The organism is Streptomyces sp. NPDC030862 (genome assembly GCF_055571835.1).
The window spans coordinates 821,684-842,423 of sequence record NZ_JBVIEN010000001.1; the positions used below are offsets into that span (position 1 = coordinate 821,684).

Here is a 20,740-nt window from a genome sequence, read left to right on the forward strand (position 1 = left end):
GTGCGGCTGCCCCGCGCCCGCCGCGCGAAACGGGGCCGCCGCCGCGGCCCGCCGCACGGCCACGGCGGTTACGGTGCTCCTATGACGGAGACCGACGCGTTCGGCGATGACCTCGCGGATTTCGTGCGCCGGGTCGGTGAGCTCCGCACCGCGCGGGCGCTTCCGGCCGACGAGCAGCAGGGCGTGCTGGACGCCGCCCTCTTCGAACTCCAGCATGCGGCAGAGTCGCTCTGGCCGCGCTACGAGCGGCTGGCGGCGCGGGCCCCGGACGGCACGACGGCCGACCGGCACGAGCGGCAGCTGCTGAAGACGCTGTTCCAGCGGCTGCCGCTGCCGGTGGTGCTGGTCGACCGCGACACGGTCGTACGGCGCATGAACTTCGCCGCGACCGGCCTGACCGGGGTGCGCGCCGGTTACGCCACCGGGCGGCCGCTCGCCGGGCTGCTGGTCTCCGCCGACCGGGCTCCGTTCCGTACGCAGGCGGCGGCCGCCGCGCGCGGGGAGGGCGGCCGGAGCCTGAGCGTGCGGCTCCAGCAGCGGCCGCACGACCCGGTGCGGGCCACGCTCGTCTCGCTGCCGCTGCCGGGCGAGCCTCAGCCGGCGGTGGTCGTGGTGCTCCAGCCGGGCGTGTCCGGGGCGGCCTCCCCGGTGGGAATGGACGCGGGCGCCGTGGGGCGGCGGCTGATGCCGCCGGACCTGGCGGTGACGACGCAGCGCGCCGAGATGCTGGACCTGGTCGACGCGATGGCGAGCGCCCTGCTGGGCGGCTCGCCGGGGGACGCCGACGCGGCCGTGGAGGCGGCGGGGCGGGTGCTGCACGGGCGGTTCGCCGACTGGGTGGTGATCGACACCGCGGTGGCCGGCGAAGCCTCCGTCCGGCGGCCGGTGCTGCGTCGCACCGTCGTACTGGGCCCGCCGTCCCCGGACGACGTCTCCGGGGACGGCGGGCCGCTGCTGAAGGCGGTGGCGGAGCAGGAGCCTGCGGACTGCCCCCTGGTGGTGGAGGCGGCCCGCGGCGGGGGGCCGGCGCTTCAGGTGCGGCCCGAGGACGCCCTCGCGTTCGGCGAGGACGCCTCGGGCGCCGCGGTCCTGGCGCGGGCCGGGGTGAGCTCGCTGCTGTGCCTGCCGCTGCCCGGCGACGGGGCGGGCGGCGGCGTGGCGGGGGTGCTGACGCTCTTCCGGACGGGGGCGCGGCGCGCGTTCTCGATGGCCGAGGCGCAGGCGGCGGACGTGATGTCCCGCCATGTGGCGCTGGCTATGCGGCGACGTCCCGCATGATGTCCTCCCGCAGCCGGGTGCAGCAGCGGCTGATCAGCCGGGACACGTGCATCTGGGAGATGCCGAGGTCCTCGGCGATCCTGCTCTGGGTCATGTCGCGGAAGAACCGCATGTAGAGGATCTTCTGTTCGCGTTCGGGCAGCGTGCGCAGCCGCGGCTTGACCGATTCGCGGTCCACCACGACGTCGAGGGCCGGATCGGGGCCGCCGAGCGCGTCGACGAGGGTGTAGCCGTCCTCGGTGCCGGGCAGTTCGGCGTCGAGTGACAGCGCGGTGAAGCTGTCCAGCGCCTCCAGTCCGGCCATGGCCTCCTCCTCGGTCATGCCGGCCTTCTCGGCGATCTCCGCCACGGTGGGGGCGCGGCCCCCCACCGAGTGCGAGAGCTCCTGGTAGGCGGCGCGGACGCGGCCCCGCAGGTCCTGGACGCGGCGCGGCACGTGGAGGGTCCACATGTGGTCGCGGAAGTGGCGCTTGATCTCGCCGGTGATGGTCGGCACGGCGAAGCTCTCGAAGGCGGCGCCGCGCGAGGGGTCGTACCGGTCGACGGCCTTGACCAGGCCGAGGGCGGCGACCTGCTTGAGGTCCTCCAGTGACTCGCCACGGTTGCGGAAGCGGCCGGCGAGCCGGTCCGCCATGGGCAGCCAGGCGCGCACGATGTCCTGCCGGACGGCTTCCCTCTCCTCCCCCTCCGGCAGCGAGGCCAGGCGCTGGAACGCCTCGGCGGTGTCGGGGGCGTCGTCGTGCGGATGCTTCGTGTGGGCGAGGGTAGGCATGATGCTTTTCAGCTCCCTGTACGGTGCTGACGGTTGGTGTCACCCCGAGGAAGAGCTCCCTTTCCGGGCACGCGGACACGCCCGGAGCGGGTGGGCCGCTCCCACGGACGTGCCTCCGGTCCGAAGCACGAGATGCGCATGCCCGGGGCTTGCCCGAGCAAACGCGTCGTTGCACTGATTCCACTGTCCTCGCGTTTCCGCGGATCGGCACCCGGTACCCGGGGGTGTGCTGCCTGAACGGCGGTGAGAGCTACCCAGCGGTTCGCTTCGGGAGGTACGCAGATGAGCAAGGACGTCGCCGACCAGATACTGGCGCGGCTGCGCGACTGGGGCGTCGAGTGCGTGTTCGGCTATCCGGGTGACGGGATCAACGGGCTGATCGCCGCCTGGGGCCGCGCGGAGGACCAGCCGCGGTTCATCCAGGCGCGGCACGAGGAGATGGCCGCGTTCCAGGCGGTCGGCTACGCGAAGTTCGGGCACCGCCTCGGGGTGTGCGTGGCGACCTCGGGGCCGGGCGCGATCCACCTGCTCAACGGGTTGTACGACGCCAAGCTGGACCACGTCCCGGTGGTGGCGATCGTGGGGCAGACGCACCGCAGCGCGATGGGCGGCTCGTACCAGCAGGAGGTCGACCTGCACGCGCTCTTCAAGGACGTCGCGTCGGACTTCCTCGCGGAGGTGAACGTCCCGGAGCAGATCCCGAACGTGCTGGACCGCGCCATCCGCACGGCGTACGGCCGCCGCTGCCCGACCGTGGTCATCGTGCCCGGCGACGTACAGGAGCTGCCGTACACGCCGCCCTCGCACGAGTTCAAGATGGTGCCGTCCAGCCTGGACCGCAGCGCGTGGACGGCGGTGCCGGCCGACGAGGCGGTGGAGCGGGCGGCCGAGGTCCTCAACTCCGGGGAGAAGCCCGCGATCCTCATCGGGCAGGGCGCCGCCTCCGCCCGTGCCGAGGTGCAGCAGGTCGCCGAGCTGCTGGGCGCGGGCGTCGCGAAGGCGCTCCTCGGCAAGGACGCGCTCTCGGACGAACTGCCCTACGTCACGGGGTCGATCGGCCTCCTCGGCACCCGGCCCTCCTGGGAGCTGATGCAGGAGTGCGACACCCTGCTGACGATCGGCTCCTCCTTCCCGTACAGCCAGTTCCTGCCGGAGTACGGGCAGGCGCGGGCCGTGCAGATCGACATCGACCCGCACATGGCGGGGATGCGCTACCCGTACGAGGTGAACCTCATCGGCGACGCGGGCGCCACCCTGCGCCGGCTGATGCCGCTGCTGCGGCGCCGGAAGAAGCGGGCGTGGCGGGAGCAGGTGGAGAAGTCCGTACGCCGGTGGGAGGAGGTCATGGAGCGGCGCGCCGCGCTGAGCGCCGACCCGGTGAACCCCGAGTACGTGGCGCGGGCCCTGTCGCCGCTGCTGCCGGACCGGACGCTGCTGACCTCGGACTCCGGATCGGTCGCCAACTGGTACGCACGGCACATCCGGATGCGCGGCGACATGCGGGGCTCGCTGTCGGGGACGCTCGCCACGATGGGCTGCGGGGTGCCGTACGCGATCGGCGCCAAGTTCGCGCACCCGGACCGGCCGGTGGTGGCGCTCGTCGGCGACGGCGCGATGCAGATGAACGGGCTGGCGGAGCTGATCACGGCCGCGAAGTACCGCCACCGCTGGGAGGACCCGCGGCTGGTCGTCGGCGTCTGGAACAACCGGGACCTCAACCAGGTCACCTGGGAGCTGCGGGCGATGGGCGACGCGCCCTCGTTCCTGCCGTCGCAGGAGCTGCCGGACGTGCCGTACGCGGCGTTCGCCGAGTCCATCGGCCTGACGGGCATCCGGGTGGAGAAGCCGGACGAGGTGGTGGACGCCTGGGAGGAGGCGCTGGCGGCGAACGGCCCGGCGGTCGTCGAGTTCGTCACCGACCCGTCCGTGCCGCCGATTCCGCCGCACGCGACCTGGCAGCAGATGGAGTCGACGGCGGCGGCGCTGCTGAAGGGCGACCCGGAACGGGGCGCGGTGGTGAAGCGGGGCCTGAAGGCGAAGGTGCAGGAGTTCCTGCCGGGCGGCAAGTCGTAGCTCCCGGGCGCCAAGGCATAAAACGGTCTTCGGGCGCGGACCGCCGTCCGCGCCCGAAGACCTGTCACCCCATATTCACCCCGTGGCCGCTCGGCCGTCCCGCGGGTACCCGCGCCGGCGGGTCCAAACCCCGGGTTTGCGACCGCCCCGTCGGGTACCCGCCGGGCGTCCGGAGAGGCACATCGTTCAGACGTGGAGGGTGCAGTGGAGCGAGGGAGCGGCGGGCTCAGCCGTCGACGCGACGACGAGATGAAACACCAGCTCCAGGGGCTGCTGAGGTCGGGGCATCCCACGAGGACCGAGGAGTGGCACGACCCGGAGCCGGTGGCGGAGGACGATCCCGACGTCCCGGCCAGCCGGGTCACCGCCGACCGGTTCGAGGCGCTGCGTCTGGAACTCGGCCGGTATCTCGCGCGCACGCCCTTCCCGGCCCACCGTGGCGACCTGCTCCGGGTGCTGCGCGAGCGGCACGCCCCCGACCGCCTGGTGGAGCTCGTGACCGAGCTGCCCGGTGACCCGACCTACCACAGCGTCCAGGACGTGGCGGTGGCCGTGCGGGGTACGTGACCGAGGGGCATGGGGGTGGCCCGCACGGGTACTCCGGGCGGCGGCACACGCGAGCGGACGGGCAGGGAAGGCGGACAGGGACATGGCACAGCGGGCGCGGCTCGTGCGGGACGTCATGACGCCCGGTGTGGCGACCGTGCGGCCGGACGCCTCGCTCGTCGAAGCGGCGCAGGTCATGCGGGCCCAGGACATCGGAGACGTGCTGGTGGCGGAGGGGGACCGGGTCCTCGGCATGGTCACGGACCGCGACATCGCGGTGCGTGCGGTGGCCGACGGGGCCGATCCGCTCACCGTCAGCGCCCAGTCCGTGTGCACCCCCGACCCCGTGTGCGTGACCCCCGAGGACCACGTCGCGGACGCCGTGGAGCTGATGCGGCGCCACGCCGTCCGGCGGCTGCCGGTCGTGGTGGACGGGCGGCCGCTCGGCATGGTGGCCCTCGGCGATCTGGCGGTGGCGCGGGACCCGGGCTCCGCCCTCGCCGACATCAGCCGGGCCGAGCCGAACACATAGACGACCAGCAAGAACTGCGGAAAGGAGCGGAGAATCGTGCGCGTAGCGTTTCTCGTGGCGCCGGAGGGCGTCGAGCAGGTGGAACTGACCGACCCGTGGCAGGCGGTGGCCGACGCCGGTGACACGCCCGTGCTGGTGTCGACCGAGCCGGGCAAGATCCAGGCGTACAACCACCTGGACAAGGCGGACACGTTCCCGGTCGACGAGACCGTCGCCGACGCGTCCGCCGCGGACTTCGGCGCGCTCGTCCTGCCCGGCGGCGTCGCCAATCCGGACTTCCTGCGGATGGACGAGCGGGCGGTCGCCTTCATCCGCGCGTTCTTCGACGCCGGGAAGCCGGTCGCGGCGATCTGCCACGGTCCGTGGACCCTGGTGGAGGCCGATGTCGTACGGGGCCGGACCCTGACGTCCTGGCCGAGTCTGAAGACCGACATCCGCAACGCCGGCGGCGAGTGGGTGGACGAACAGGTCAAGGTCTGCGAGGCGACGCCCAGCACGCTCGTCACGAGCCGCAAGCCGGACGACCTCAAGGCGTTCTGCGAGGCGTTCACCAAGGTGTTCGCCAAGGTTGCGCGGGGCTGACGCCCACGCCCCGGCCGGCTCCTCGTCCCGCGCGGCGGACGAGGAGCCCCTTACTCGGGCGCGGATGCGGATCCGATCCCATGGATGGAGGTGAGCCCCATGGCGAACACCCTGCTCGCACGGCACGCCGAGGCTCTGGAGGTGTTCGGCGCGCGGGTGCACGCGGTCCGCGACGACCAGTGGGACGCCCCGACGCCCTGCACCGAATGGACGGTGCGCGACCTCGTCAACCACCTGACCGGTGAGCAGCTGTGGGTGGTGCCGCTGGTGCGGGACGGACTGACGATCGAGGAGGTCGGCGACCGGTTCGACGGCGACGTGCTCGGCGACGACCCCGTCGGGGTGTGGGACCGGGCGGCCGCCGAGGCCGTCGAGGCGTTCCGGGCGGAGGGCGCCCTCAGAGGTACGGTCCACCTCTCGTACGGCGAGACACCGGCCGAGGACTACTGCCGCCAGATGGTGGACGACGCCGTCATCCACGCCTGGGACCTGTCCCGGGCGATCGGCGCGGACGAGCAGCTGCCCAAGGCGCTCGTCGACTTCACCACCCGGGACATCGCCCCGCAGGCCGCCGGGCTGTCCAAGAGCGGCCTGTTCGCCCCGCCGGTGACGACACCGCCGGGCGCCGACGCGCAGACGAAGCTGCTGGCGATGGTCGGCCGCAAGGTCTGAGGGTCAGCGCGCAGGGCCCGTAGCCGCAACCTGTCCCCGACGCATATTCCGGTATTCCGGCCTCCGGGAGGGAGCCATGCAACTCTCGTTTCTCGCCGCCCTCTTCGACCGCCCCGGACCGTGGGCGAGTGTCTATCTGGACACCTCGCGGGTGGACGAGTCCACCAAGGAGCGGCGGGCGCTCCAGGCCAAGGAGGTCTGTCACGGACTCCGGTCCCAGGGGTGCGACCCGGCGACCGAGCGGGCCGTGTACGAGGCGCTGACGGACGAGCCGCGCCCGCCGGGTGAGGCCGGGCGGGCGGTGTTCGCCGCGCACGGCGAGGTCGTCCTCGACCCGCCGCTGGGCGTACGGCCCCCGTGGCCGTCCGAGGTCACCTGGTCGGCGCTGCCGCACCTGGGCCCGCTGCTGGACCTGGCGACGCAGGAACCGGTCTGCCTGGTCGCGTACATCGACCGCGCCGGAGCCGACCTGGAGCTGCGCACACCGCTCGGCGGGCGTCCGGCCGGCCATGTGGAGGGCCGCTCCTGGCCGTTGCGCCGCCATGGGACCGCGGACTGGTCCGAGCGGCACTTCCAGCTCAGGGTCGAGAACACCTGGGAGGAGAACGCCGCCGAGATCGCCGAGGCCCTCACCGCATGCGAGCGCGAGACCGGCGCCGATCTGATCGTGCTCGCCGGTGACCCGCGCGAGCGGCGCTCCGTGCACGAGCGGCTGGCCCCGGACATCCGGGCGCTCACCGTGGAGAGCGACCACGGCGGACGCGCGGCCGGCGCGAGCAGGCGGCTGCTGGACGAGGACGTGGAAGCCGCCCGCCAGGAGCACATGCGGCGCCTGGCCGCCCAGGAGCTTGACCGGTTCCGGGCCGCCCGCTCCACCGGCGGCGGCCGCCCGGAGGGCGCGGCCGAGGGCGTGCCCGCGCTGATCGAGGCGGCCCGGGAGCACCGGATCGCCGAGTTGCTGATCCGTACGGAGGGCCCGGACGCGCACCGCGAGGTGTGGGTGGGCGCGGAGCCGGACCAGATCGCGGTGCGCCGCAACGAGACGCAGTACCTGGGTGAGACCGAGCCCATGCCCGCCCGCGCCGACGACGCGCTGATCCGCTCGGCCGTGATGACGGGGGCGGAGGTGCTGCGGGTACGGCCGGAGATCGAGGACGAGGTCCCGGTCGGCGGCCTGGGCGCGCTGCTGCGCTGGCCGTACGAGGAGAGCGAGCGGGAGAGGGAGGCGGAGCCGGCGTAGTCCCGCGGGGTCCCTCCCGCGGCTGGGCGGGGCTCCGAGGGACCCCTCCCGCGGCCGAGCAGGCCGGGTGCCGCCCTCGGGTGGCGGCGCCCGGCCGCCTGCGTGCGCCCGCGTGCGCCTTCGTCGGCTTCGTAGGCCCGGGAAGGGGTAAGCGCCTGCCATGCCCCGTGACCATGCCGCCCACACCACCGCACAGGCCGCCGACCCCGTCCGTTCCCGAGTCACCGCGCTGCTCGGCGCCTGGGACCGGGACGTCTTCCACCGGGTGGCCACCCGCCACTGGCCGGGCGCCGAGCCCCTGCTCCCCCGGCTGAGCCGCAGCGCCAACCACGGGGTGCTGTGGTTCGGCGCGGCGGCCGGGATCGCGGCGCTCGGGCGCGGGGCGCGGGCGCGGCGGGCGGCCGTGCGCGGGGTGGCGTCGCTCGCGGTGGCGTCGGCCACCATCAACACCGTCGGCAAGCGGTCGGTGCGGCGGGCGCGCCCCGTGCTGGACGCCGTGCCGATGGTGCGGCGGCTGAAGCGGCAGCCGATCACCACGTCGTTCCCGTCGGGCCACTCGGCGTCGGCGGCGGCCTTCGCGACGGGCGTGGCGCTGGAGTCGCGGGGCTGGGGGGCGGTCGTGGCGCCGGTGGCCGCCGCCGTGGCGCTCTCCCGGATCTACACGGGCGCGCACTACCCGAGCGATGTGCTGGTGGGCGCGGCCCTCGGGGTGGGCGCCGCCTTCGCCGTACGGGGCCTGGTGCCGACCCGGTCGCAGCTGCCGGCGCCCGGGCGGCCGCACGCCGACGCGCCCGCCCTGCCGGGCGGGGCCGGCCTGGTCGTCGTGGTCAACGAGGAGTCGGGCTCGGACTCCGCGGCGGCCGCCGCGCTGGTCCGGGACGCGCTGCCGCGCGCCGACGTGCGCGCGTGTCCCCCGGAGGCCGTGGAGGAGGAGCTGGAGGCCGCGGCGGGGCGGTGCCGGGCCCTGGGAGTGGTGGGCGGCGACGGCACGGTCAACCGGGCGGCGGCGGTGGCGGCCCGGCACCGGGTGCCGCTGGCGGTCTTCCCCGGAGGGACGCTCAACCACTTCGCGTACGACCTGGGCGTCGAGTCCGTCCACGACACCTGCCGGGCGCTGACCGCGGGTGACGCCGTACGGGTCGACCTGGGGCGGTTCACGCCCGGTCCGCACGGCGCGGCCCACGGGTACTTCGTCAACACCTTCAGCCTGGGCGTGTACCCGGAGCTGGTGCGGCTGCGGGAGCGCTGGGCGCCGCGGATCGGCGGCTGGCCGGCCGGGGTGCTCGGGGCGCTGCGGCTGCTGCGCGGCGAGCACCCGCTGGAGGCGGAGCTGGGCGGCGAACGGCACGCGCTGTGGCTGCTGTTCGCCGGCAACTGCCTGTACCGGCGGATGGGCCCGACCCCCGGGCACCGCGCCGAGCTGGCGGACGGCCTGCTGGACGTGCGGGTGGTACGGGCCGGCCGGCTGCCGGGGCTGCGGCTCCTGGCGGCGGTCCTGGCGGGGCCGCTGAGCCGCTCCCCCGTGCACGCGGCGGTGTCGCTGCGGCGGCTGCGGATCGCGGGGCTCGCCCCCGGGACCGTCCTGGCGTACGACGGCGAGGTGACCGAGGCGCCGACGGAGCTGCTGGTCGACAAGGAGGACGAGGCGCTCACCGTCTACCGGCCGCAGGTACGGGCCTGAGCACGCCCCCTCACCGGGCCAGCGCGGCCGCGTCCCCCATCACGATCACGGGCTCCTTCGCCGGGTCCAGGGCGAGCAGCAGCTCCCGCATGCGCTCCAGCGGCAGGGAGACGCAGGCCCGGGTGGGGCCGCCGTGGTCGACGTGGATCCACACGCCGCCGCCCTTGGCGAGGCCGAGGGGGCGGGTCTTGTTCAGGGGCGTGGTGCCGGGGACGCGGTTGTAGTCGATGGCCACGACGTGGTCGAAGGAGCCTTCGAGCGGCTCGCCGAGGAACCCGGTGCCGGACATGTTGAACTCCTCGTCCTGGTCGTAGGGCAGCCGGGTGCCGGGGTCGGGCAGGCGGCCGCCGGCGTCGCCGATCCGGAAAACGCCGATGGGTGTGCGCAGGTCGTCGGCGTGATGGTCGTCGGTCCAGCCGCGCAGGGCGTTGTGGGCCTGCCACGGTTCGGTGACCGGGTGCCAGCCGCGCACCGGGTCGTGCGCGTACAGGACGGCGGTGGAGCGGGAGGCGTCGGGGCCCTCGCCCGTGACGACGAGCGCCTGCCGGGTGGTGGCCGGGATCCGCGCGCGGGTGAGCGGCCCGATGCCGGGGAGCTCGGCGGGCCGGGGGGCGAGCGCGGGCGCCGGCTTGGCGGGGGGTCCGGGCGCGGGGGCGGTCGCGGCCTGCGCCGGGCGGGCCGTGGGGGCGGAGGACGGCTCGGCGCATCCGGTGAGCAGGAGGCCGGCGCAGAGGGGGGTCAGCAGGGCGGCGAGGAGGGGCATGTCCGATCTTGTGGCCATGAAACACGATGATCGGCGGATCATCCCGCTCCCGCACGGCGGTGACGGCAGACGGGCGGTACCCCACCCTGGGCCGTGTACACGTTCGAATCGGGGGCACTCGAAGGATGGAGGTGCATTATGGTTCCCATCCTTCTGGTGCTGCTACTCATCCTGATCCTCTTCGGCGCCGGGTTCGCGGTGGAGGCGCTGTGGTGGATCGCGGTGGCGGTCCTGGTGATCTGGTTGCTCGGGTTCCTGTTCAGGACGACGTCGGGCGGCACGCGGTCCCGCTGGTACCGCTGGTAGGGGGTGACGGTTCGGGGATCACAGCAAGGGGCCGAGCGGTCCCAGATCGATGTTCAAGTCCTCCGGCGCGAGTCCGAACCTCGTCCGGAGGACTTCCATGCGGTCCTCCAGCAGCATCAGGGTCAGGCCGATCCGCTCCTCCTGCTCCTCGGTCAGCTCCCCGCCCTCCACGCGGCGCAGCGCCTGCCGCTCCATGAGCTGACGCAGGAGCTCGACGACGGTGAGGACCAGCCGGGCGAGGTCGCGCTCGACGGTGTCGGGGTCCAGCTCGACGCGGCGGCGCGGCTCGCTCATACCCGCTCCCCCACGATCTCCCCCGCGATCTCCCTCGCGCCCTTCCCGGTGGTCCGCCCGGCCGGCTCCCACGGCGAGGGCACCTGGGCGCTCACCGAGCTGACCAGCGCCTTGAGGTCGACGCGTACGAGGTCGACGTCGGCGATGCTCAGCGTGAGGTCGCCGCTGATGACCACGCCTCCGGCGAGCAGCCGGTCGAGCAGGTCCACGAGGGCGATCCGCCGCTCTTCGACGCTCATGCGGCCTCCTCCTCCGCGATCCCCGCGAAGGAGTACGGCGCCCAGGGCCCGGTCAGCTCCACCCTGACGCCCTCCTCGGACGTCCCCCGCACCAACTGGACGAAGCCCTCGCCGCGCTCCCGGTCGATGAGGTAGGCGGCGTTGAGGACGTTGACGCCCCCGGCGCCGGACAGTTTGGCGTCCTGCGGCGGGTGGACCGTGGCGGCCTCCGCGTGCCGGGAGAGCTCGTCGTGCAGGCGGCGCGCCAGGTCCTCCGCGCGCCGCAGCCCGGCCTCGTGGCCGCGCCGCTGCTGGAGCCGGCGGCGCAGGTAGTCGCGTCCGCCACCGGCGGCGGGCGCCGCCGCGGGCTGCCGGGGCTCCTGCCGCGGTTCCGGCTCCGGTTCCGGTTCCGCGTACACCTTCACCCCCCACTCCACCCGGCCGTCCAGCCGCTCCAGGGCGCGGACGAACCGGTCGTGGCCCTCCTCCAGCAGCCGCCGCACGCCGCTGTCGTCGCGGCACACCGTGGCGAGCCGCAGCGGGAGCGGGCAGGTCACGGTGGTCAGGGCGGCGATGACCGCGTCGTGGGCGCGCGCGGTGGCGGCCAGCCAGTCCAGGTCCTCCAGGCGCGCGCGCAGCGGGGCCTCGTCGAAGTCCTCGGCGGGGACGGCGCCCACCACGGCGACGAGGTCACCATGGCGGAGCAGCCGCGGCGGCTGGTCCCCGATGGCGCGGAGCCCCTCGGGCAGGACGCCGTCGAAGGGCCGGCACACGGCGTAGACGTACCGCAGCCGCGGGGTGCGGGGGGCGGCGGGGGTGACGGTCATGCGGTGCGCTCCTCCAGCTCGGCGATCCGGCGCTGCAACTCCTCGTTCTCGCGGGCCAGTTCGCGCTGGCGGGCGCCCGAGGAGAGAGCGGGGTCGCTCTCCCACCAGTCGATGCCCATCTCCTTGGCGCGGTCGACGGACGCGACGACGAGACGCAGCTTGATGGTCAGCAGCTCGATGTCGAGCAGGTTGATCTTGATGTCGCCGGCGATGACCACGCCCTTGTCGAGGACGCGTTCGAGGATGTCGGCGAGGTTGGCGCTGCTGCCCTCGGCGGCGTACGGGCTGGGAAGGCCCCGGCTGGGCGTGGTCATGTCGGTCTCGCACCCTTCTCCAGGCGGTCGAGGAGCTCGTCCTCCCGGCGGTCGAATTCCGCCTCGTCGATCTCGCCCGCCTCCAGCAACTCGGCGAGGCGGGCGAGTTCGCGCTGTACGGCGGCGGGGTCGTAGTACTGCCGCTCCGCCTCCGCCACCACCTGGCGCAGCACCCAGGCGGTGCCGCGCAAGGGGGCGGCGGGCAGCAGGAGCAGCTCACCCAGCAGGCCCATACCGGAGCCTCTCCCCTCTACTCCACGAAGCTGTAGGGCGGCAGTGGCCCGTTCAGGTGCAGCTGGAGGTGGCCGTGGTGCTTGGCGAGGGCCTCGCAGGCCGCGACGAAGCCGTCGGCGGCGTCCCGGTCCACGAGGAAGGAGATGTTCGCCAGCCAGCCGGTGGACTCGGGTCCGGGCCGGATGTCCGCGGCCTCGCCCTGCAAGGCTTCCTGGACGAGTACCGCGTCGCGCGCCTCGCGCTGCTTGACGGCGGCCGCCACCCGCTCGCCGAGGGCGATCTTCTGCTCGTAGGTGCCGCCGCCCGCCGCGCGGTTGGCCTCGCTGAGCGCCCGCAGGTCGGGGTCGTCGGCGAGCACCTGGTGCAGGACGGCGTCCTGGTCGTGCGAGGCCTTGACGTTGTACTCGACCTTGTTGTCGAGGGCGTCGAGCCGCTCCAGATAGTGGTCCTGGCGTTCGGCGAGGACCGCGACGACCGTGTCGTCGTCGGGCGAGACGCCGCCGAAGCGCATGGGCAGCACCGGGCCGTCCACGCCGGCCCCGGCGAGCACGTTCTGGTGGGCGAGCAGGTCGCGCCGCTTGGGGCGCAGCTCCTCGGGCGCGTCGCTCACGAGCGCCGTCAGGCCGCCCTCCGTGAGGACCCGGACGGGCTTGGGCGGGTCGCCGATGCCGCAGGTCCCCTTGGGGAGTCCGGGGTGTGAGCTCCGTGTGATGCCGTAGACGTACGTGCTCACTTCTCCTCTTCCTCCTTCTTCCGCGACGACGAGCGGCTGGACGAACGGCTGAGCGTGTCGGACAGGGTCTCGGCGGCGCCCTGGAGGGCGCCCTTCGACTTGCCGCGCGCTCCGGACTCGGTCATGTCGTTGACCAGCTCGGGCAGGCCCGGGTTCTTGCGGGGGCCGGCCTCCAGGTCGAGGCGGTTACACGCCTCGGCGAAGCGCAGGTAGGTGTCGACGCTGGCGACGACGACACGGACGTCGATCTTCAGGATCTCGATGCCGACGAGCGAGACGCGGACGAACGCGTCGATCACGAGCCCGCGGTCCAGGACGAGTTCCAGGACGTCGTACAGGCCACTGGTGCCGCCGGAACCGCCTCCGGCCGGACCGCCTGTCTGTGTGGCTACGGTCATGGTGTGGCTCCCTCCCTGAGGGGTTGTCAGTTGGCGCCTCAGCGCTGCCGGTCGGCTCGGCCGCGTTCGTAGCGGCGCACGCGCCGGTATCCGGTGAGCTCGCCGTCCTGGTCGAGTTCGACGTCGTAGGACGCGAGCAGGCTCATCGTCTCGGGGACGCGGGTCAGTTCGACCACTTCGACGGTCAATCTCCAGCCGTCGTCGGTGCGCTGGAAGGACGACACCGATTCGGCGGTCAGCCCGGTGAGTTCGGCGAGCTGTTCGCACGCGCGGCGCAGGGTCTCTGATGTGTTGGCCATGACTTCATGCGGGTTGCCGCCACAGGAGCCCGCAAACACGGGAACGCGGATTCCGCAAGTCCAGGCGGCGTCAATCCCCTCGGCGCAGGGCGTCCAGCCGCCCGCGGACCGTCGGTCCGAGGACGCGCGGCCGGGCCGCGTCGGCGTCCCAGGGCCGGGTGTGGGCCTGCTCCAGCGCGGTGCGCAGGGTCCAGCGGCGGGCGTGCGTGGCGGGCTCGTCGAGCTGCTCCCACGTCAGCGGCGCGGCGACGGGTGCGCCCGGCAGGGCGCGTGCGGACCAGGGCGCGACGGCGGTCTGGGCGTAGCCGTTGCGCTGCACGTCGAGGTGGAGGCGGCCGCCGCGGGCCTGTTTGCGGGCGGCCTTGGTCAGCCCGTCGTCGGGGAAGAGGACCTTGTCGGGCCGGTGGACCTCCACGGTCCTGCGCCCGGCCCGCAGGGCGGTGCGGGTCTGGGTCTGTGCGCTCATCGGGGCCCCGTACCCGGCGTGCCGCCGGGTACACGGAACGCCCCGGCCGGCTGCCCGCGGAGCGGGACCGGTCGGGGCGTCACGGGGAGCGCGTCGGGGCGTTCCGGGGAGCGTGTCAGGGCGTCACGCCGCTCTCCACCGCCAGCTTCACCGCCGCGGCGATCGAGTCGGCGTCGATGCCCACCGCGTGCAGCTGCTCCTCCGGTGTCGCCGAGGTCGGCATGGCGCGGACGCCGAGGCGGACCAGGCGCGGGGCCGGGCGGCCGTCGGAGAAGGCCTCGGCGACCGCGTCGCCCAGGCCGCCCTCGGGATGGTGGTCCTCGACCGTGATGAGGCAGCCCGTGGCGGTCGCGGCGGCGGTCAGCGTCTCGGTGTCGACGGGCTTGACCGAGTACAGGTCGATGACGCGCACCGGGATGCCGTGCTCGGCCAGCAGGTCGGCCGCCTTGAGGGCCTCGTGGACGGTGACCCCGGCCGCCACGAGGGTGGCGCGGTCGTCGTCGCCGCCCCCGCGCAGGACCTTGCTGCCGCCGACCGGGAACTCCTCGTCGGGCCCGTACAGGACCGGTGCGTCGCCGCGCGAGGTGCGCAGGTAGCGGATGCCGGACAGGTCGGCCATCGTGGCGACGAGCCGGGCGGTCTGGTTGGCGTCGCATGGGTAGAGCACGGTGCTGCCGTGGACCGCGCGGAGCATCGCCAGGTCCTCCAGGCCCATCTGGGACGGCCCGTCCTGGCCGATGGCGACGCCCGCGTGGGAGCCGACCAGGTTGATGCCGGCGCGGCTGACGGCGGCCATGCGGATGAAGTCGTACGCCCGGGTGAGGAAGGCCGCGAACGTCGACGCGTACGGGACGTACCCGCGCGTCTGGATGCCGACGGCCGCCGCGACGAGCTGCTGTTCGGCGATGTAGCACTCGAAGTACCGGTCGGGGTGGGCCTTGGCGAAGAACTCGGTGCGCGTGGAGTCGCTCACCTCCGCGTCGAGCGCCACCACGTCGCCGCGCGCCGAACCGAGGGCCTCCAGGGCGTGCCCGTACGCGGTGCGGGTGGCGACCGTGTCGCCGACGTCGTAGCGCGGCAGCTCGACGGTGCCGCCCCGGGCGGGCCGGGGAGCCTCCACGTCCGGCGGGCTCTGTACGGACACGTGGTGGGGGTGCGGGCCGCCCAGCTCCCCGATGGCGGCCTCCGCGTCCTTGAGCGGCTTGCCGTGGAAGCCCTCCCGGTCCTCGACCGCGGCGACCCCGCGCCCCTTGTGGGTGGCGGCGAGGATCGCGGTGGGCTGCCGGATGGTGGAGCGGGCCTCGGCGTAGGCGCGGTCGACGGCCTCGACGTCGTGCCCGTCGACCTCGACCACGTGCCAGCCGAAGGCGTGCAGGCGCCGGGCGTAGGCGCCGAGGTCGTGTTCGTGGCGCGTGGGCCCGCGCTGGCCGAGCCGGTTGACGTCGACGACGAGGGTGAGGTTGTCGAGGTGGTTGTACGCGGCGTGCTCGACCGCCTCCCACACCGAGCCCTCAGCCATCTCGCTGTCGCCGGACAGGACGTAGACGCGGTACGGCGCCTGGTCGAGGCGCTTGCCCGCGAGCGCCATGCCGACGCCGACGGGCAGGCCCTGGCCGAGGGAGCCGGTGGCCACGTCCACCCAGGGCAGCCGGGGCGTGGGGTGCCCTTCGAGGCGGCTGCCGAGGGTGCGGTAGGTGGCGAGCTCGTCGTCGTCGATGGCGCCGGCGGCCCGGTACATGGCGTAGAGCAGGGGCGTGGCGTGGCCCTTGGAGAGCACGAACTTGTCGTTGCCGGGGTGGTCGGGCCGGTCGAAGTCGTAGCGCAGGTGGTGCGCGAGGAGGACGGCGCCGAGCTCGGCGGCGGACATCGAGGACGTGGGGTGCCCGGAGCCGGCGGATGCCGAGGCCCGGACCGCGTCGACCCTCAACTGCTGGGCGAGTGAGGCGAGTTCTTCGTAGTGCATGTCACTCCTTGCGAGCGCCGGAGCCGGTCGCGGCGGTGCTGTCGGTGCTGCTCTTGGCGCCGCCGTTCCCGGCGCCGCTCTTGGCCAGTTCGGGCGAGGCGGTGTCCAGCGGTACCTGCCAGGAGCGGACCAGGCCCAGCTGGACGGCCTGCCGGGGCAGCGCCGCGTCCAGCAGCCAGTCCGCGGCGACCCGCACCCGGTTGCCCGGCATGGCGGCCAGGTGGTACCCCCGGGTGACGGCCCCGGCGACGGGCCCGGACAGCGGGACGCCCATCGGGTTGGCGGCCGCCTTCACCCCGCCGAGGTCGACGGCGAAGCCCATGTCGCTGTGGCGGTACGGGGCGGCCTCGCCGATACCGAGGGACGCGGCGACGTTGCGGGCGGCGGTCTTGCCCTGCCGCGAGGCGTGCTGCGCCGTCATGGGCGTGTACTCGCCGGGCCGGTTCAGGTCGGGTACGGCGGCGGCGTCGCCGCAGGCGAAGACGTCGGGGTGGCCGGGCACGCGCAGCTCGGGCGTGACGACGAGCCGGCCGCGTTCGACGGGCAGGCCCAGCTCGGAGACGAGCGGGTCGGGGCGCACGCCGACGCACCAGATGAGGGAGCGCGTCTCGACGAAGTCGCCGTTGTCGAGGAGCACGCCGTCGGACGTGGACTCCTTGACGGAGGTGCCCATCCGCACGTCGACGCCCCGGGCGCGCAGCACCTGGTCGGCGGTGTCGGAGAGCCGCTTGTCGAGTCCGGGCAGGACGCGGTCGGCGACGTCGAGGAGCATCCAGCGGGGGCGTACGCCCTTGGGCCAGGACGGGTACTTGCGCGCGAGCGCGTCGGTGAACATCTTGCCGTGGGCGGCGACCTCCGTGCCGGTGTAACCGGCGCCCACCACGACGAAGGTGCAGCGGGAGGTGCACTCGGCGGGGTCGCCGGCGGACGCGGCGAGCTCTATCTGCCGGGTGATGTGGTCGCGCAGGTAGAGCGCCTCGGGCAGGCCGCGGAAGCCGGTGGCGTGCTCGGCGACGCCCGGGATGGGCAGGAGCTTGCTGACGCTGCCGACGGCGAGGACGAGCCGGTCGTAGCCGAGCTCGCCGGTGGTGCCCTCGGGGTCGGTGTAGTGCACCTTCCGCCCGTCGAGGTCGATGTGGTCGGCTTCGCCCAGCACCAGGCGGACGTGCCGGAGCGTGCCGGGCAGCGAGACGGTGACCCGGCGGGGCTCCAGGATGCCCGCGGAGACCTGCGGCAGCAGGGGCAGGTAGAGGAAGTAGTCGGTGGGGTTGAGCAGCACGATCTCGGCGCGGCCGCGCAGGCTCTTGCTGAGGCCGCGGGCGGTCTGGTAGCCGGCGAATCCCGCGCCGACGATCACGATGCGCGGCCGGCGGCGGGACGGCGTACCGGCGGGCGGGTTGACGGACGGGGTCACAGCGCCTCCAGCGTCAGGTCGAACGGTGACAGGTCGAGTGGTGACGGGTCGGTCGGGGTCGGATCGATCAGGGTCGGATCGGCCGGTGTCAGATCGGTCGGGTCGCACGCCGACGGGTCGGTGTCCGGCGCCGCACGAACCTTCCCGGTGCCCGTGCGGCCGCCTGCCAAACGCCGCCGCCCCGGCGGCGCAGCACCGTGCCGGCGCCCGCCGCGATCCCGGCGGCGGCTCCGGCCGCCGCGGTGGCCAGCACGGCCGGGTGGCGCAGCAGCACGGTGTCCGCGTACAGGTCGCGCGCCTCGGCGTCGAAGCGGCCGTGGGCGCCGAAGTCCTGGCCCAGCGGGCCGTCGACCGGCGCCCACAGGTTGCTGGGGGCGGGTTCGTCGGAGTGCGGCGCGGCCCCCTCACCGGCGCCGTCCCACGGCTCCTGCTGGGCGCGGTATCCGGTGCGGGCGAGGTAGCGGTCGAGCAGCGCGGGCGCGACCGCGTTGGCGACGAGCGTCAGCGCCGTACGGGCGCCGACGCGGTACTCCCGGCGGCCGGGGTGGTCGGCGGCGTGCACGACGGCGCGGGCGGCGACCTCCGGCTGGTAGACCGGCGGGACGGGGCGGGCGCGGCCCGGCATGCGCGACAGCGCCCAGTCGAACTGCGGGGTGTTGACGGCCGGGAGCTGCACCATGGTGGTGCGCACCTTGCTGCCGGCGTGCAGCAGCTCGCAGCGCACGGACTCGTTCCAGCCCTGGATGGCGTGCTTGGCGCCGCAGTACGCGGACTGGAGCGGGACGCCACGGTAGGCGAGGGCGGAGCCGACCTGGACGACGGTGCCGTGGTCGCGCGGCACCATGCGGCGCAGGGCGGCGCGGGTGCCGTTGGCGTACCCGAAGTAGGTGACCTCGGTGACGCGGCGGAACTCGTCGGGATGGATCTCGGTGAAGGGCGCGAAGACGCCGACGAAGGCGTTGTTGACCCAGACGTCGATCGGGCCGAGCTCGCGCTCCACCCGGTCGGCGGCCTCCTCGACGGCCCGGGTGTCGGAGACGTCGACGGACACGGTCAACGCGGTGCCACCGGCGGCGCGTACGTCGGCGGCCGCGCCCGCGAGCCCCTTCTCGCCACGCGCGAGCAGCGCCACGCGGTCGCCGCGCGCGGCGAAGGCGCGGGCCGTGGCGCGGCCCACCCCGCCGCCGGCTCCGGTGATCACGACCGTGCGGGCGGCCTCGGCAAGGTTCGCGTTCATGGGCGGCGGGTACCCGGGCGTCCCGGCGGATAACGCCGGAGGGAGGAGGCCCGCATGCCCATGCCCGAGGCGTCCGGGGGCGGCGGTCAGGACGTGGTGGCGCTCTTGGAAGAGCAGCACGTACGGCTCCGCCGCCTCTTCGACGAGCTGATGGGGAGCGAGGGGAAGGCGCGCGAGGAGCGCTTCGGTGAACTGGCCGGGCTGCTCGCGGCGCACGAGGCCGCGGAGGAGGAGATGGTCCACCCGTTCGCGCGCGGCCGCATCGAGGACGGCGAACGGATCGTCGAGCAGCGGCTGGAGGAGGAGAAGCGCGTACGGGCGGGGCTGCGTGCCCTGGAGGAACTGGGCGGGCAACTCGGCGTGGACACCCCGGAGTTCGCGGAGCGGTGCGCGGCGCTGCGGGACGACCTGCTGGCCCACGCGGAGGCCGAGGAGCGCGAGGAGTTCGCCCGGTTGCGGGAGACCTCGGAGCACGACCAGCTGGAGAACCTCGCGAAGGCGGTGAAGGCGGCTCAGGCGGTGGCGCCGTCGCGGCCGGGCCGCGGAACAACTCCTGCGACCAGATAGCGAGATGGGGATCTCACGATCCGACACACCGGCGTACGGTGACGGCATGACGGATGCTGTGTACACCCATGGCCACCACGAGTCGGTGCTGCGGTCCCACCGGTGGCGTACCGCCGCCAACTCCGCGGCCTATCTGATCGACCGGCTCCGGCCGGGCCTCGACGTACTGGATCTGGGCTGCGGCCCGGGCACCATCACCGCGGACCTGGCCGCGCTGGTCGCCCCCGGCCGGGTGACGGCCGTGGACACCGCCGAGGACGTACTGGACCAGGCGCGCGCGGTGGCCGCCGAACGGGGCCTGGACAACGTCGGGTTCCGTGTCGCCGACGTACTCGCGCTGGACTTCCCCGACGACTCCTTCGACGTGGTCCACGCCCACCAGGTGCTCCAGCACGTGGGCGACCCGGTGGCCGCGCTCCGCGAGATGCGGCGGGTGTGCCGCCCCGGCGGTGTCGTCGCGGCGCGCGACAGCGACTACGGGGCCTTCACCTGGTTCCCCGAGGTGCCGGTACTGGACGGCTGGCTGCGGCTCTACCACCGGGTCGCGCGCGGCAACGGCGGCGAGCCGGACGCCGGACGCCGACTGCTCTCCTGGGCGCGGCGCGCCGGCTTCACCGACGTCACCGCCACCGCCTCGACCTGGTGTTTCGCCACCACGGACGAGCGCGCGTGGTGGAGCGGGCTGTGGGCGGACCGCACGACCGCCTCGGCGTACGCCCGGCTCGCGGTCGAGGGCGGGTACGCGACCGAGGACGAGCTGGCCGCCATCGCGGAGGGCTGGCGCGCATGGGGCCGCGAGGAGGACGGCTGGTTCCTGGTGCCGCACGGCGAGGTGCTGTGCCGGGCGTGAGACCCCACCCCGGCGAGCGGATCACATGCTCCGCCGCCGTCAACTACCCTCGCCCGCATGGAGATCATCGGCGCCACGCTGCGCATCTGCCTCGACGACCCGAACACCCTGGAGGAGTCGGTCCTCTTCTACGAACGGCTCACCGGCAGCCCCGCACTCCGCTTCGAACGCGGCGGCGTGTCGGTGGCGGCGGTGGGGTGCTTCCTGCTGATGACGGGCCCGCAGTCGGAGCTGGAGGTGCTGCGCAAGGTGGCGGCCACGATCGCGGTGGACGACGTCGACGTGGCGCGGGACAGGCTCGCCGAGGTCGGCGCACGGGTCGTGGCGGGCCCGGTGCCGACGCCGGTGGGGCGCAACCTGATCGCGGCCCACCCGGACGGCTCGGTGTTCGAGTACGTCGACCGACGGCGCCCGTAGCGGCGCGCGTAGCCACGCGGCGCGGCTGCCCCCGCCGCAGTAGCGCTGTGTAGTCGCATGACGC

25 protein-coding genes and 1 pseudogene are annotated in these 20,740 nt (G+C 74.2%); 12 read left to right on the top strand and 14 right to left on the bottom strand.

Going from position 1 to position 20,740, the window contains the following annotated elements; translation table 11 throughout:
• Nucleotides 1-81 precede the first annotated feature (81 nt).
• Complete coding sequence (locus ACZ42X_RS03705; RefSeq protein ID WP_468283880.1) at nt 82-1,278, top strand: PAS domain-containing protein; 1,197 nt, start codon at nt 82-84, stop codon at nt 1,276-1,278.
• On the opposite strand, the gene ACZ42X_RS03710 is transcribed toward ACZ42X_RS03705, so the two are convergent.
• A complete protein-coding gene (locus ACZ42X_RS03710) occupies nt 1,256-2,050 on the bottom strand; it encodes an RNA polymerase sigma factor SigF (RefSeq protein ID WP_355367782.1) in 795 nt (264 codons plus the stop codon). The genes ACZ42X_RS03705 and ACZ42X_RS03710 overlap by 23 nt on opposite strands.
• Nucleotides 2,051-2,332: 282 nt before the next feature.
• Between ACZ42X_RS03710 and ACZ42X_RS03715 the strand changes: the two genes are divergently transcribed.
• The 7 genes from ACZ42X_RS03715 to ACZ42X_RS03745 all read left to right on the top strand — a co-directional run bounded on the left by ACZ42X_RS03715 (nt 2,333) and on the right by ACZ42X_RS03745 (nt 9,376).
• Entirely contained in the window at nt 2,333-4,123 is a 1,791-nt protein-coding gene (locus tag ACZ42X_RS03715) for a thiamine pyrophosphate-requiring protein (RefSeq protein WP_468283882.1), read from the top strand.
• Nucleotides 4,124-4,315: 192 nt separating this feature from the next.
• Nucleotides 4,316-4,690 (top strand): DUF2795 domain-containing protein, encoded by a 375-nt coding sequence (locus ACZ42X_RS03720; protein WP_468283884.1) that lies wholly within the window; start codon nt 4,316-4,318, stop codon nt 4,688-4,690.
• An 82-nt stretch (nt 4,691-4,772) separates the two neighbouring features.
• Entirely contained in the window at nt 4,773-5,201 is a 429-nt protein-coding gene (locus ACZ42X_RS03725) for a CBS domain-containing protein (protein ID WP_468283886.1), read from the top strand.
• A 36-nt stretch (nt 5,202-5,237) separates the two neighbouring features.
• On the top strand, nt 5,238-5,783 hold the full coding sequence (locus tag ACZ42X_RS03730; protein WP_468283888.1) for a type 1 glutamine amidotransferase domain-containing protein: 546 nt from the start codon (nt 5,238-5,240) through the stop codon (nt 5,781-5,783).
• Between the two features lie 99 nt (nt 5,784-5,882).
• Nucleotides 5,883-6,455 (top strand): TIGR03086 family metal-binding protein, encoded by a 573-nt coding sequence (locus tag ACZ42X_RS03735; protein WP_468283890.1) that lies wholly within the window; start codon nt 5,883-5,885, stop codon nt 6,453-6,455.
• Between the two features lie 76 nt (nt 6,456-6,531).
• On the top strand, nt 6,532-7,695 hold the full coding sequence (locus ACZ42X_RS03740; RefSeq protein WP_468283892.1) for a baeRF2 domain-containing protein: 1,164 nt from the start codon (nt 6,532-6,534) through the stop codon (nt 7,693-7,695).
• A gap of 160 nt (nt 7,696-7,855) precedes the next feature.
• A complete protein-coding gene (locus ACZ42X_RS03745) occupies nt 7,856-9,376 on the top strand; it encodes a phosphatase PAP2 family protein (RefSeq protein WP_468283894.1) in 1,521 nt (506 codons plus the stop codon).
• Nucleotides 9,377-9,386: 10 nt separating this feature from the next.
• Here ACZ42X_RS03745 and ACZ42X_RS03750 read toward each other — a convergent pair whose 3' ends face one another.
• Nucleotides 9,387-10,157 carry a hypothetical protein gene (locus ACZ42X_RS03750; protein ID WP_468283896.1) on the bottom strand — a complete coding sequence of 257 codons (771 nt, stop codon included), beginning with the start codon at nt 10,155-10,157 and terminating at the stop codon, nt 9,387-9,389.
• Nucleotides 10,158-10,277: 120 nt separating this feature from the next.
• Here ACZ42X_RS03750 and ACZ42X_RS03755 point away from each other — a divergent pair, with 120 nt between their 5' ends.
• The gene (locus tag ACZ42X_RS03755; RefSeq protein WP_468283898.1) at nt 10,278-10,445 is read left to right on the top strand and encodes a hydrophobic protein; all 168 of its coding nucleotides are present in this window, start codon (nt 10,278-10,280) and stop codon (nt 10,443-10,445) included.
• 18 nt (nt 10,446-10,463) lie between these two features.
• On the opposite strand, the gene ACZ42X_RS03760 is transcribed toward ACZ42X_RS03755, so the two are convergent.
• The 12 genes and pseudogenes from ACZ42X_RS03760 to ACZ42X_RS03815 form a co-directional block, all read right to left on the bottom strand.
• Nucleotides 10,464-10,739, bottom strand: a complete 276-nt coding sequence (locus ACZ42X_RS03760) for a gas vesicle protein K (RefSeq protein WP_355363134.1) — start codon at nt 10,737-10,739, stop codon at nt 10,464-10,466.
• A complete protein-coding gene (locus ACZ42X_RS03765) occupies nt 10,736-10,978 on the bottom strand; it encodes a gas vesicle protein (RefSeq protein ID WP_468283900.1) in 243 nt (80 codons plus the stop codon). The genes ACZ42X_RS03760 and ACZ42X_RS03765 overlap by 4 nt, the downstream gene beginning before the upstream one ends.
• Entirely contained in the window at nt 10,975-11,784 is an 810-nt protein-coding gene (locus ACZ42X_RS03770; protein ID WP_468283902.1) for a GvpL/GvpF family gas vesicle protein, read from the bottom strand. Before ACZ42X_RS03770 ends, ACZ42X_RS03765 begins: the two co-directional genes overlap by 4 nt.
• Entirely contained in the window at nt 11,781-12,098 is a 318-nt protein-coding gene (locus tag ACZ42X_RS03775) for a gas vesicle protein (RefSeq protein WP_361415731.1), read from the bottom strand. The genes ACZ42X_RS03770 and ACZ42X_RS03775 overlap by 4 nt, the downstream gene beginning before the upstream one ends.
• A complete protein-coding gene (locus ACZ42X_RS03780) occupies nt 12,095-12,331 on the bottom strand; it encodes a gas vesicle protein GvpG (protein ID WP_468283904.1) in 237 nt (78 codons plus the stop codon). The genes ACZ42X_RS03775 and ACZ42X_RS03780 overlap by 4 nt, the downstream gene beginning before the upstream one ends.
• A gap of 17 nt (nt 12,332-12,348) precedes the next feature.
• Nucleotides 12,349-13,065 carry a GvpL/GvpF family gas vesicle protein gene (locus ACZ42X_RS03785; protein WP_468283906.1) on the bottom strand — a complete coding sequence of 239 codons (717 nt, stop codon included), beginning with the start codon at nt 13,063-13,065 and terminating at the stop codon, nt 12,349-12,351.
• Complete coding sequence (locus tag ACZ42X_RS03790) at nt 13,062-13,463, bottom strand: gas vesicle structural protein GvpA (protein WP_468283908.1); 402 nt, start codon at nt 13,461-13,463, stop codon at nt 13,062-13,064. The genes ACZ42X_RS03785 and ACZ42X_RS03790 overlap by 4 nt, the downstream gene beginning before the upstream one ends.
• A 38-nt stretch (nt 13,464-13,501) precedes the next feature.
• Nucleotides 13,502-13,762 carry a gas vesicle protein GvpO gene (locus ACZ42X_RS03795; RefSeq protein WP_468283910.1) on the bottom strand — a complete coding sequence of 87 codons (261 nt, stop codon included), beginning with the start codon at nt 13,760-13,762 and terminating at the stop codon, nt 13,502-13,504.
• A gap of 70 nt (nt 13,763-13,832) precedes the next feature.
• Nucleotides 13,833-14,138, bottom strand: a pseudogene (gene ligD, locus ACZ42X_RS03800) (non-homologous end-joining DNA ligase LigD); the annotation flags it as partial.
• Nucleotides 14,139-14,343: 205 nt separating this feature from the next.
• On the bottom strand, nt 14,344-16,191 hold the full coding sequence (locus ACZ42X_RS03805) for a transketolase (protein WP_468283912.1): 1,848 nt from the start codon (nt 16,189-16,191) through the stop codon (nt 14,344-14,346).
• 1 nt (nt 16,192) lies between these two features.
• On the bottom strand, nt 16,193-17,605 hold the full coding sequence (locus ACZ42X_RS03810; RefSeq protein WP_468283914.1) for an NAD(P)/FAD-dependent oxidoreductase: 1,413 nt from the start codon (nt 17,603-17,605) through the stop codon (nt 16,193-16,195).
• An 88-nt stretch (nt 17,606-17,693) separates the two neighbouring features.
• Nucleotides 17,694-18,842: an SDR family oxidoreductase gene (locus ACZ42X_RS03815; protein ID WP_468283916.1), complete on the bottom strand. Its 1,149-nt coding sequence runs from the start codon at nt 18,840-18,842 to the stop codon at nt 17,694-17,696.
• Nucleotides 18,843-18,896: 54 nt separating this feature from the next.
• On the opposite strand from ACZ42X_RS03815, the gene ACZ42X_RS03820 reads away from it, so the two are divergent.
• The 3 genes from ACZ42X_RS03820 to ACZ42X_RS03830 are packed head-to-tail and all read left to right on the top strand — an operon-like array spanning nt 18,897 to nt 20,676.
• On the top strand, nt 18,897-19,409 hold the full coding sequence (locus tag ACZ42X_RS03820) for a hemerythrin domain-containing protein (RefSeq protein ID WP_468283918.1): 513 nt from the start codon (nt 18,897-18,899) through the stop codon (nt 19,407-19,409).
• 46 nt (nt 19,410-19,455) lie between these two features.
• Nucleotides 19,456-20,259, top strand: coding sequence for a methyltransferase domain-containing protein (locus tag ACZ42X_RS03825; protein WP_468283920.1), 804 nt, complete (start codon nt 19,456-19,458; stop codon nt 20,257-20,259).
• A 57-nt stretch (nt 20,260-20,316) separates the two neighbouring features.
• Nucleotides 20,317-20,676: a VOC family protein gene (locus ACZ42X_RS03830; RefSeq protein ID WP_468283922.1), complete on the top strand. Its 360-nt coding sequence runs from the start codon at nt 20,317-20,319 to the stop codon at nt 20,674-20,676.
• The last annotated feature ends 64 nt before the right edge of the window (nt 20,677-20,740 follow it).

Coding starts and splice junctions, on each gene's coding strand:
- ACZ42X_RS03705 (WP_468283880.1), top strand. CDS start 82: ATGACGGAGACCGACGCGTTCGGCGATGACCTCGCGGATTTCGTGCGC.
- ACZ42X_RS03710 (WP_355367782.1), bottom strand. CDS start 2,050: ATGCCTACCCTCGCCCACACGAAGCATCCGCACGACGACGCCCCCGAC.
- ACZ42X_RS03715 (WP_468283882.1), top strand. CDS start 2,333: ATGAGCAAGGACGTCGCCGACCAGATACTGGCGCGGCTGCGCGACTGG.
- ACZ42X_RS03725 (WP_468283886.1), top strand. CDS start 4,773: ATGGCACAGCGGGCGCGGCTCGTGCGGGACGTCATGACGCCCGGTGTG.
- ACZ42X_RS03735 (WP_468283890.1), top strand. CDS start 5,883: ATGGCGAACACCCTGCTCGCACGGCACGCCGAGGCTCTGGAGGTGTTC.
- ACZ42X_RS03740 (WP_468283892.1), top strand. CDS start 6,532: ATGCAACTCTCGTTTCTCGCCGCCCTCTTCGACCGCCCCGGACCGTGG.
- ACZ42X_RS03745 (WP_468283894.1), top strand. CDS start 7,856: ATGCCCCGTGACCATGCCGCCCACACCACCGCACAGGCCGCCGACCCC.
- ACZ42X_RS03750 (WP_468283896.1), bottom strand. CDS start 10,157: ATGGCCACAAGATCGGACATGCCCCTCCTCGCCGCCCTGCTGACCCCC.
- ACZ42X_RS03755 (WP_468283898.1), top strand. CDS start 10,278: ATGGTTCCCATCCTTCTGGTGCTGCTACTCATCCTGATCCTCTTCGGC.
- ACZ42X_RS03760 (WP_355363134.1), bottom strand. CDS start 10,739: ATGAGCGAGCCGCGCCGCCGCGTCGAGCTGGACCCCGACACCGTCGAG.
- ACZ42X_RS03765 (WP_468283900.1), bottom strand. CDS start 10,978: ATGAGCGTCGAAGAGCGGCGGATCGCCCTCGTGGACCTGCTCGACCGG.
- ACZ42X_RS03770 (WP_468283902.1), bottom strand. CDS start 11,784: ATGACCGTCACCCCCGCCGCCCCCCGCACCCCGCGGCTGCGGTACGTC.
- ACZ42X_RS03775 (WP_361415731.1), bottom strand. CDS start 12,098: ATGACCACGCCCAGCCGGGGCCTTCCCAGCCCGTACGCCGCCGAGGGC.
- ACZ42X_RS03780 (WP_468283904.1), bottom strand. CDS start 12,331: ATGGGCCTGCTGGGTGAGCTGCTCCTGCTGCCCGCCGCCCCCTTGCGC.
- ACZ42X_RS03790 (WP_468283908.1), bottom strand. CDS start 13,463: ATGACCGTAGCCACACAGACAGGCGGTCCGGCCGGAGGCGGTTCCGGC.
- ACZ42X_RS03795 (WP_468283910.1), bottom strand. CDS start 13,762: ATGGCCAACACATCAGAGACCCTGCGCCGCGCGTGCGAACAGCTCGCC.
- ACZ42X_RS03805 (WP_468283912.1), bottom strand. CDS start 16,191: ATGCACTACGAAGAACTCGCCTCACTCGCCCAGCAGTTGAGGGTCGAC.
- ACZ42X_RS03815 (WP_468283916.1), bottom strand. CDS start 18,842: ATGAACGCGAACCTTGCCGAGGCCGCCCGCACGGTCGTGATCACCGGA.
- ACZ42X_RS03820 (WP_468283918.1), top strand. CDS start 18,897: ATGCCCATGCCCGAGGCGTCCGGGGGCGGCGGTCAGGACGTGGTGGCG.
- ACZ42X_RS03825 (WP_468283920.1), top strand. CDS start 19,456: ATGACGGATGCTGTGTACACCCATGGCCACCACGAGTCGGTGCTGCGG.
- ACZ42X_RS03830 (WP_468283922.1), top strand. CDS start 20,317: ATGGAGATCATCGGCGCCACGCTGCGCATCTGCCTCGACGACCCGAAC.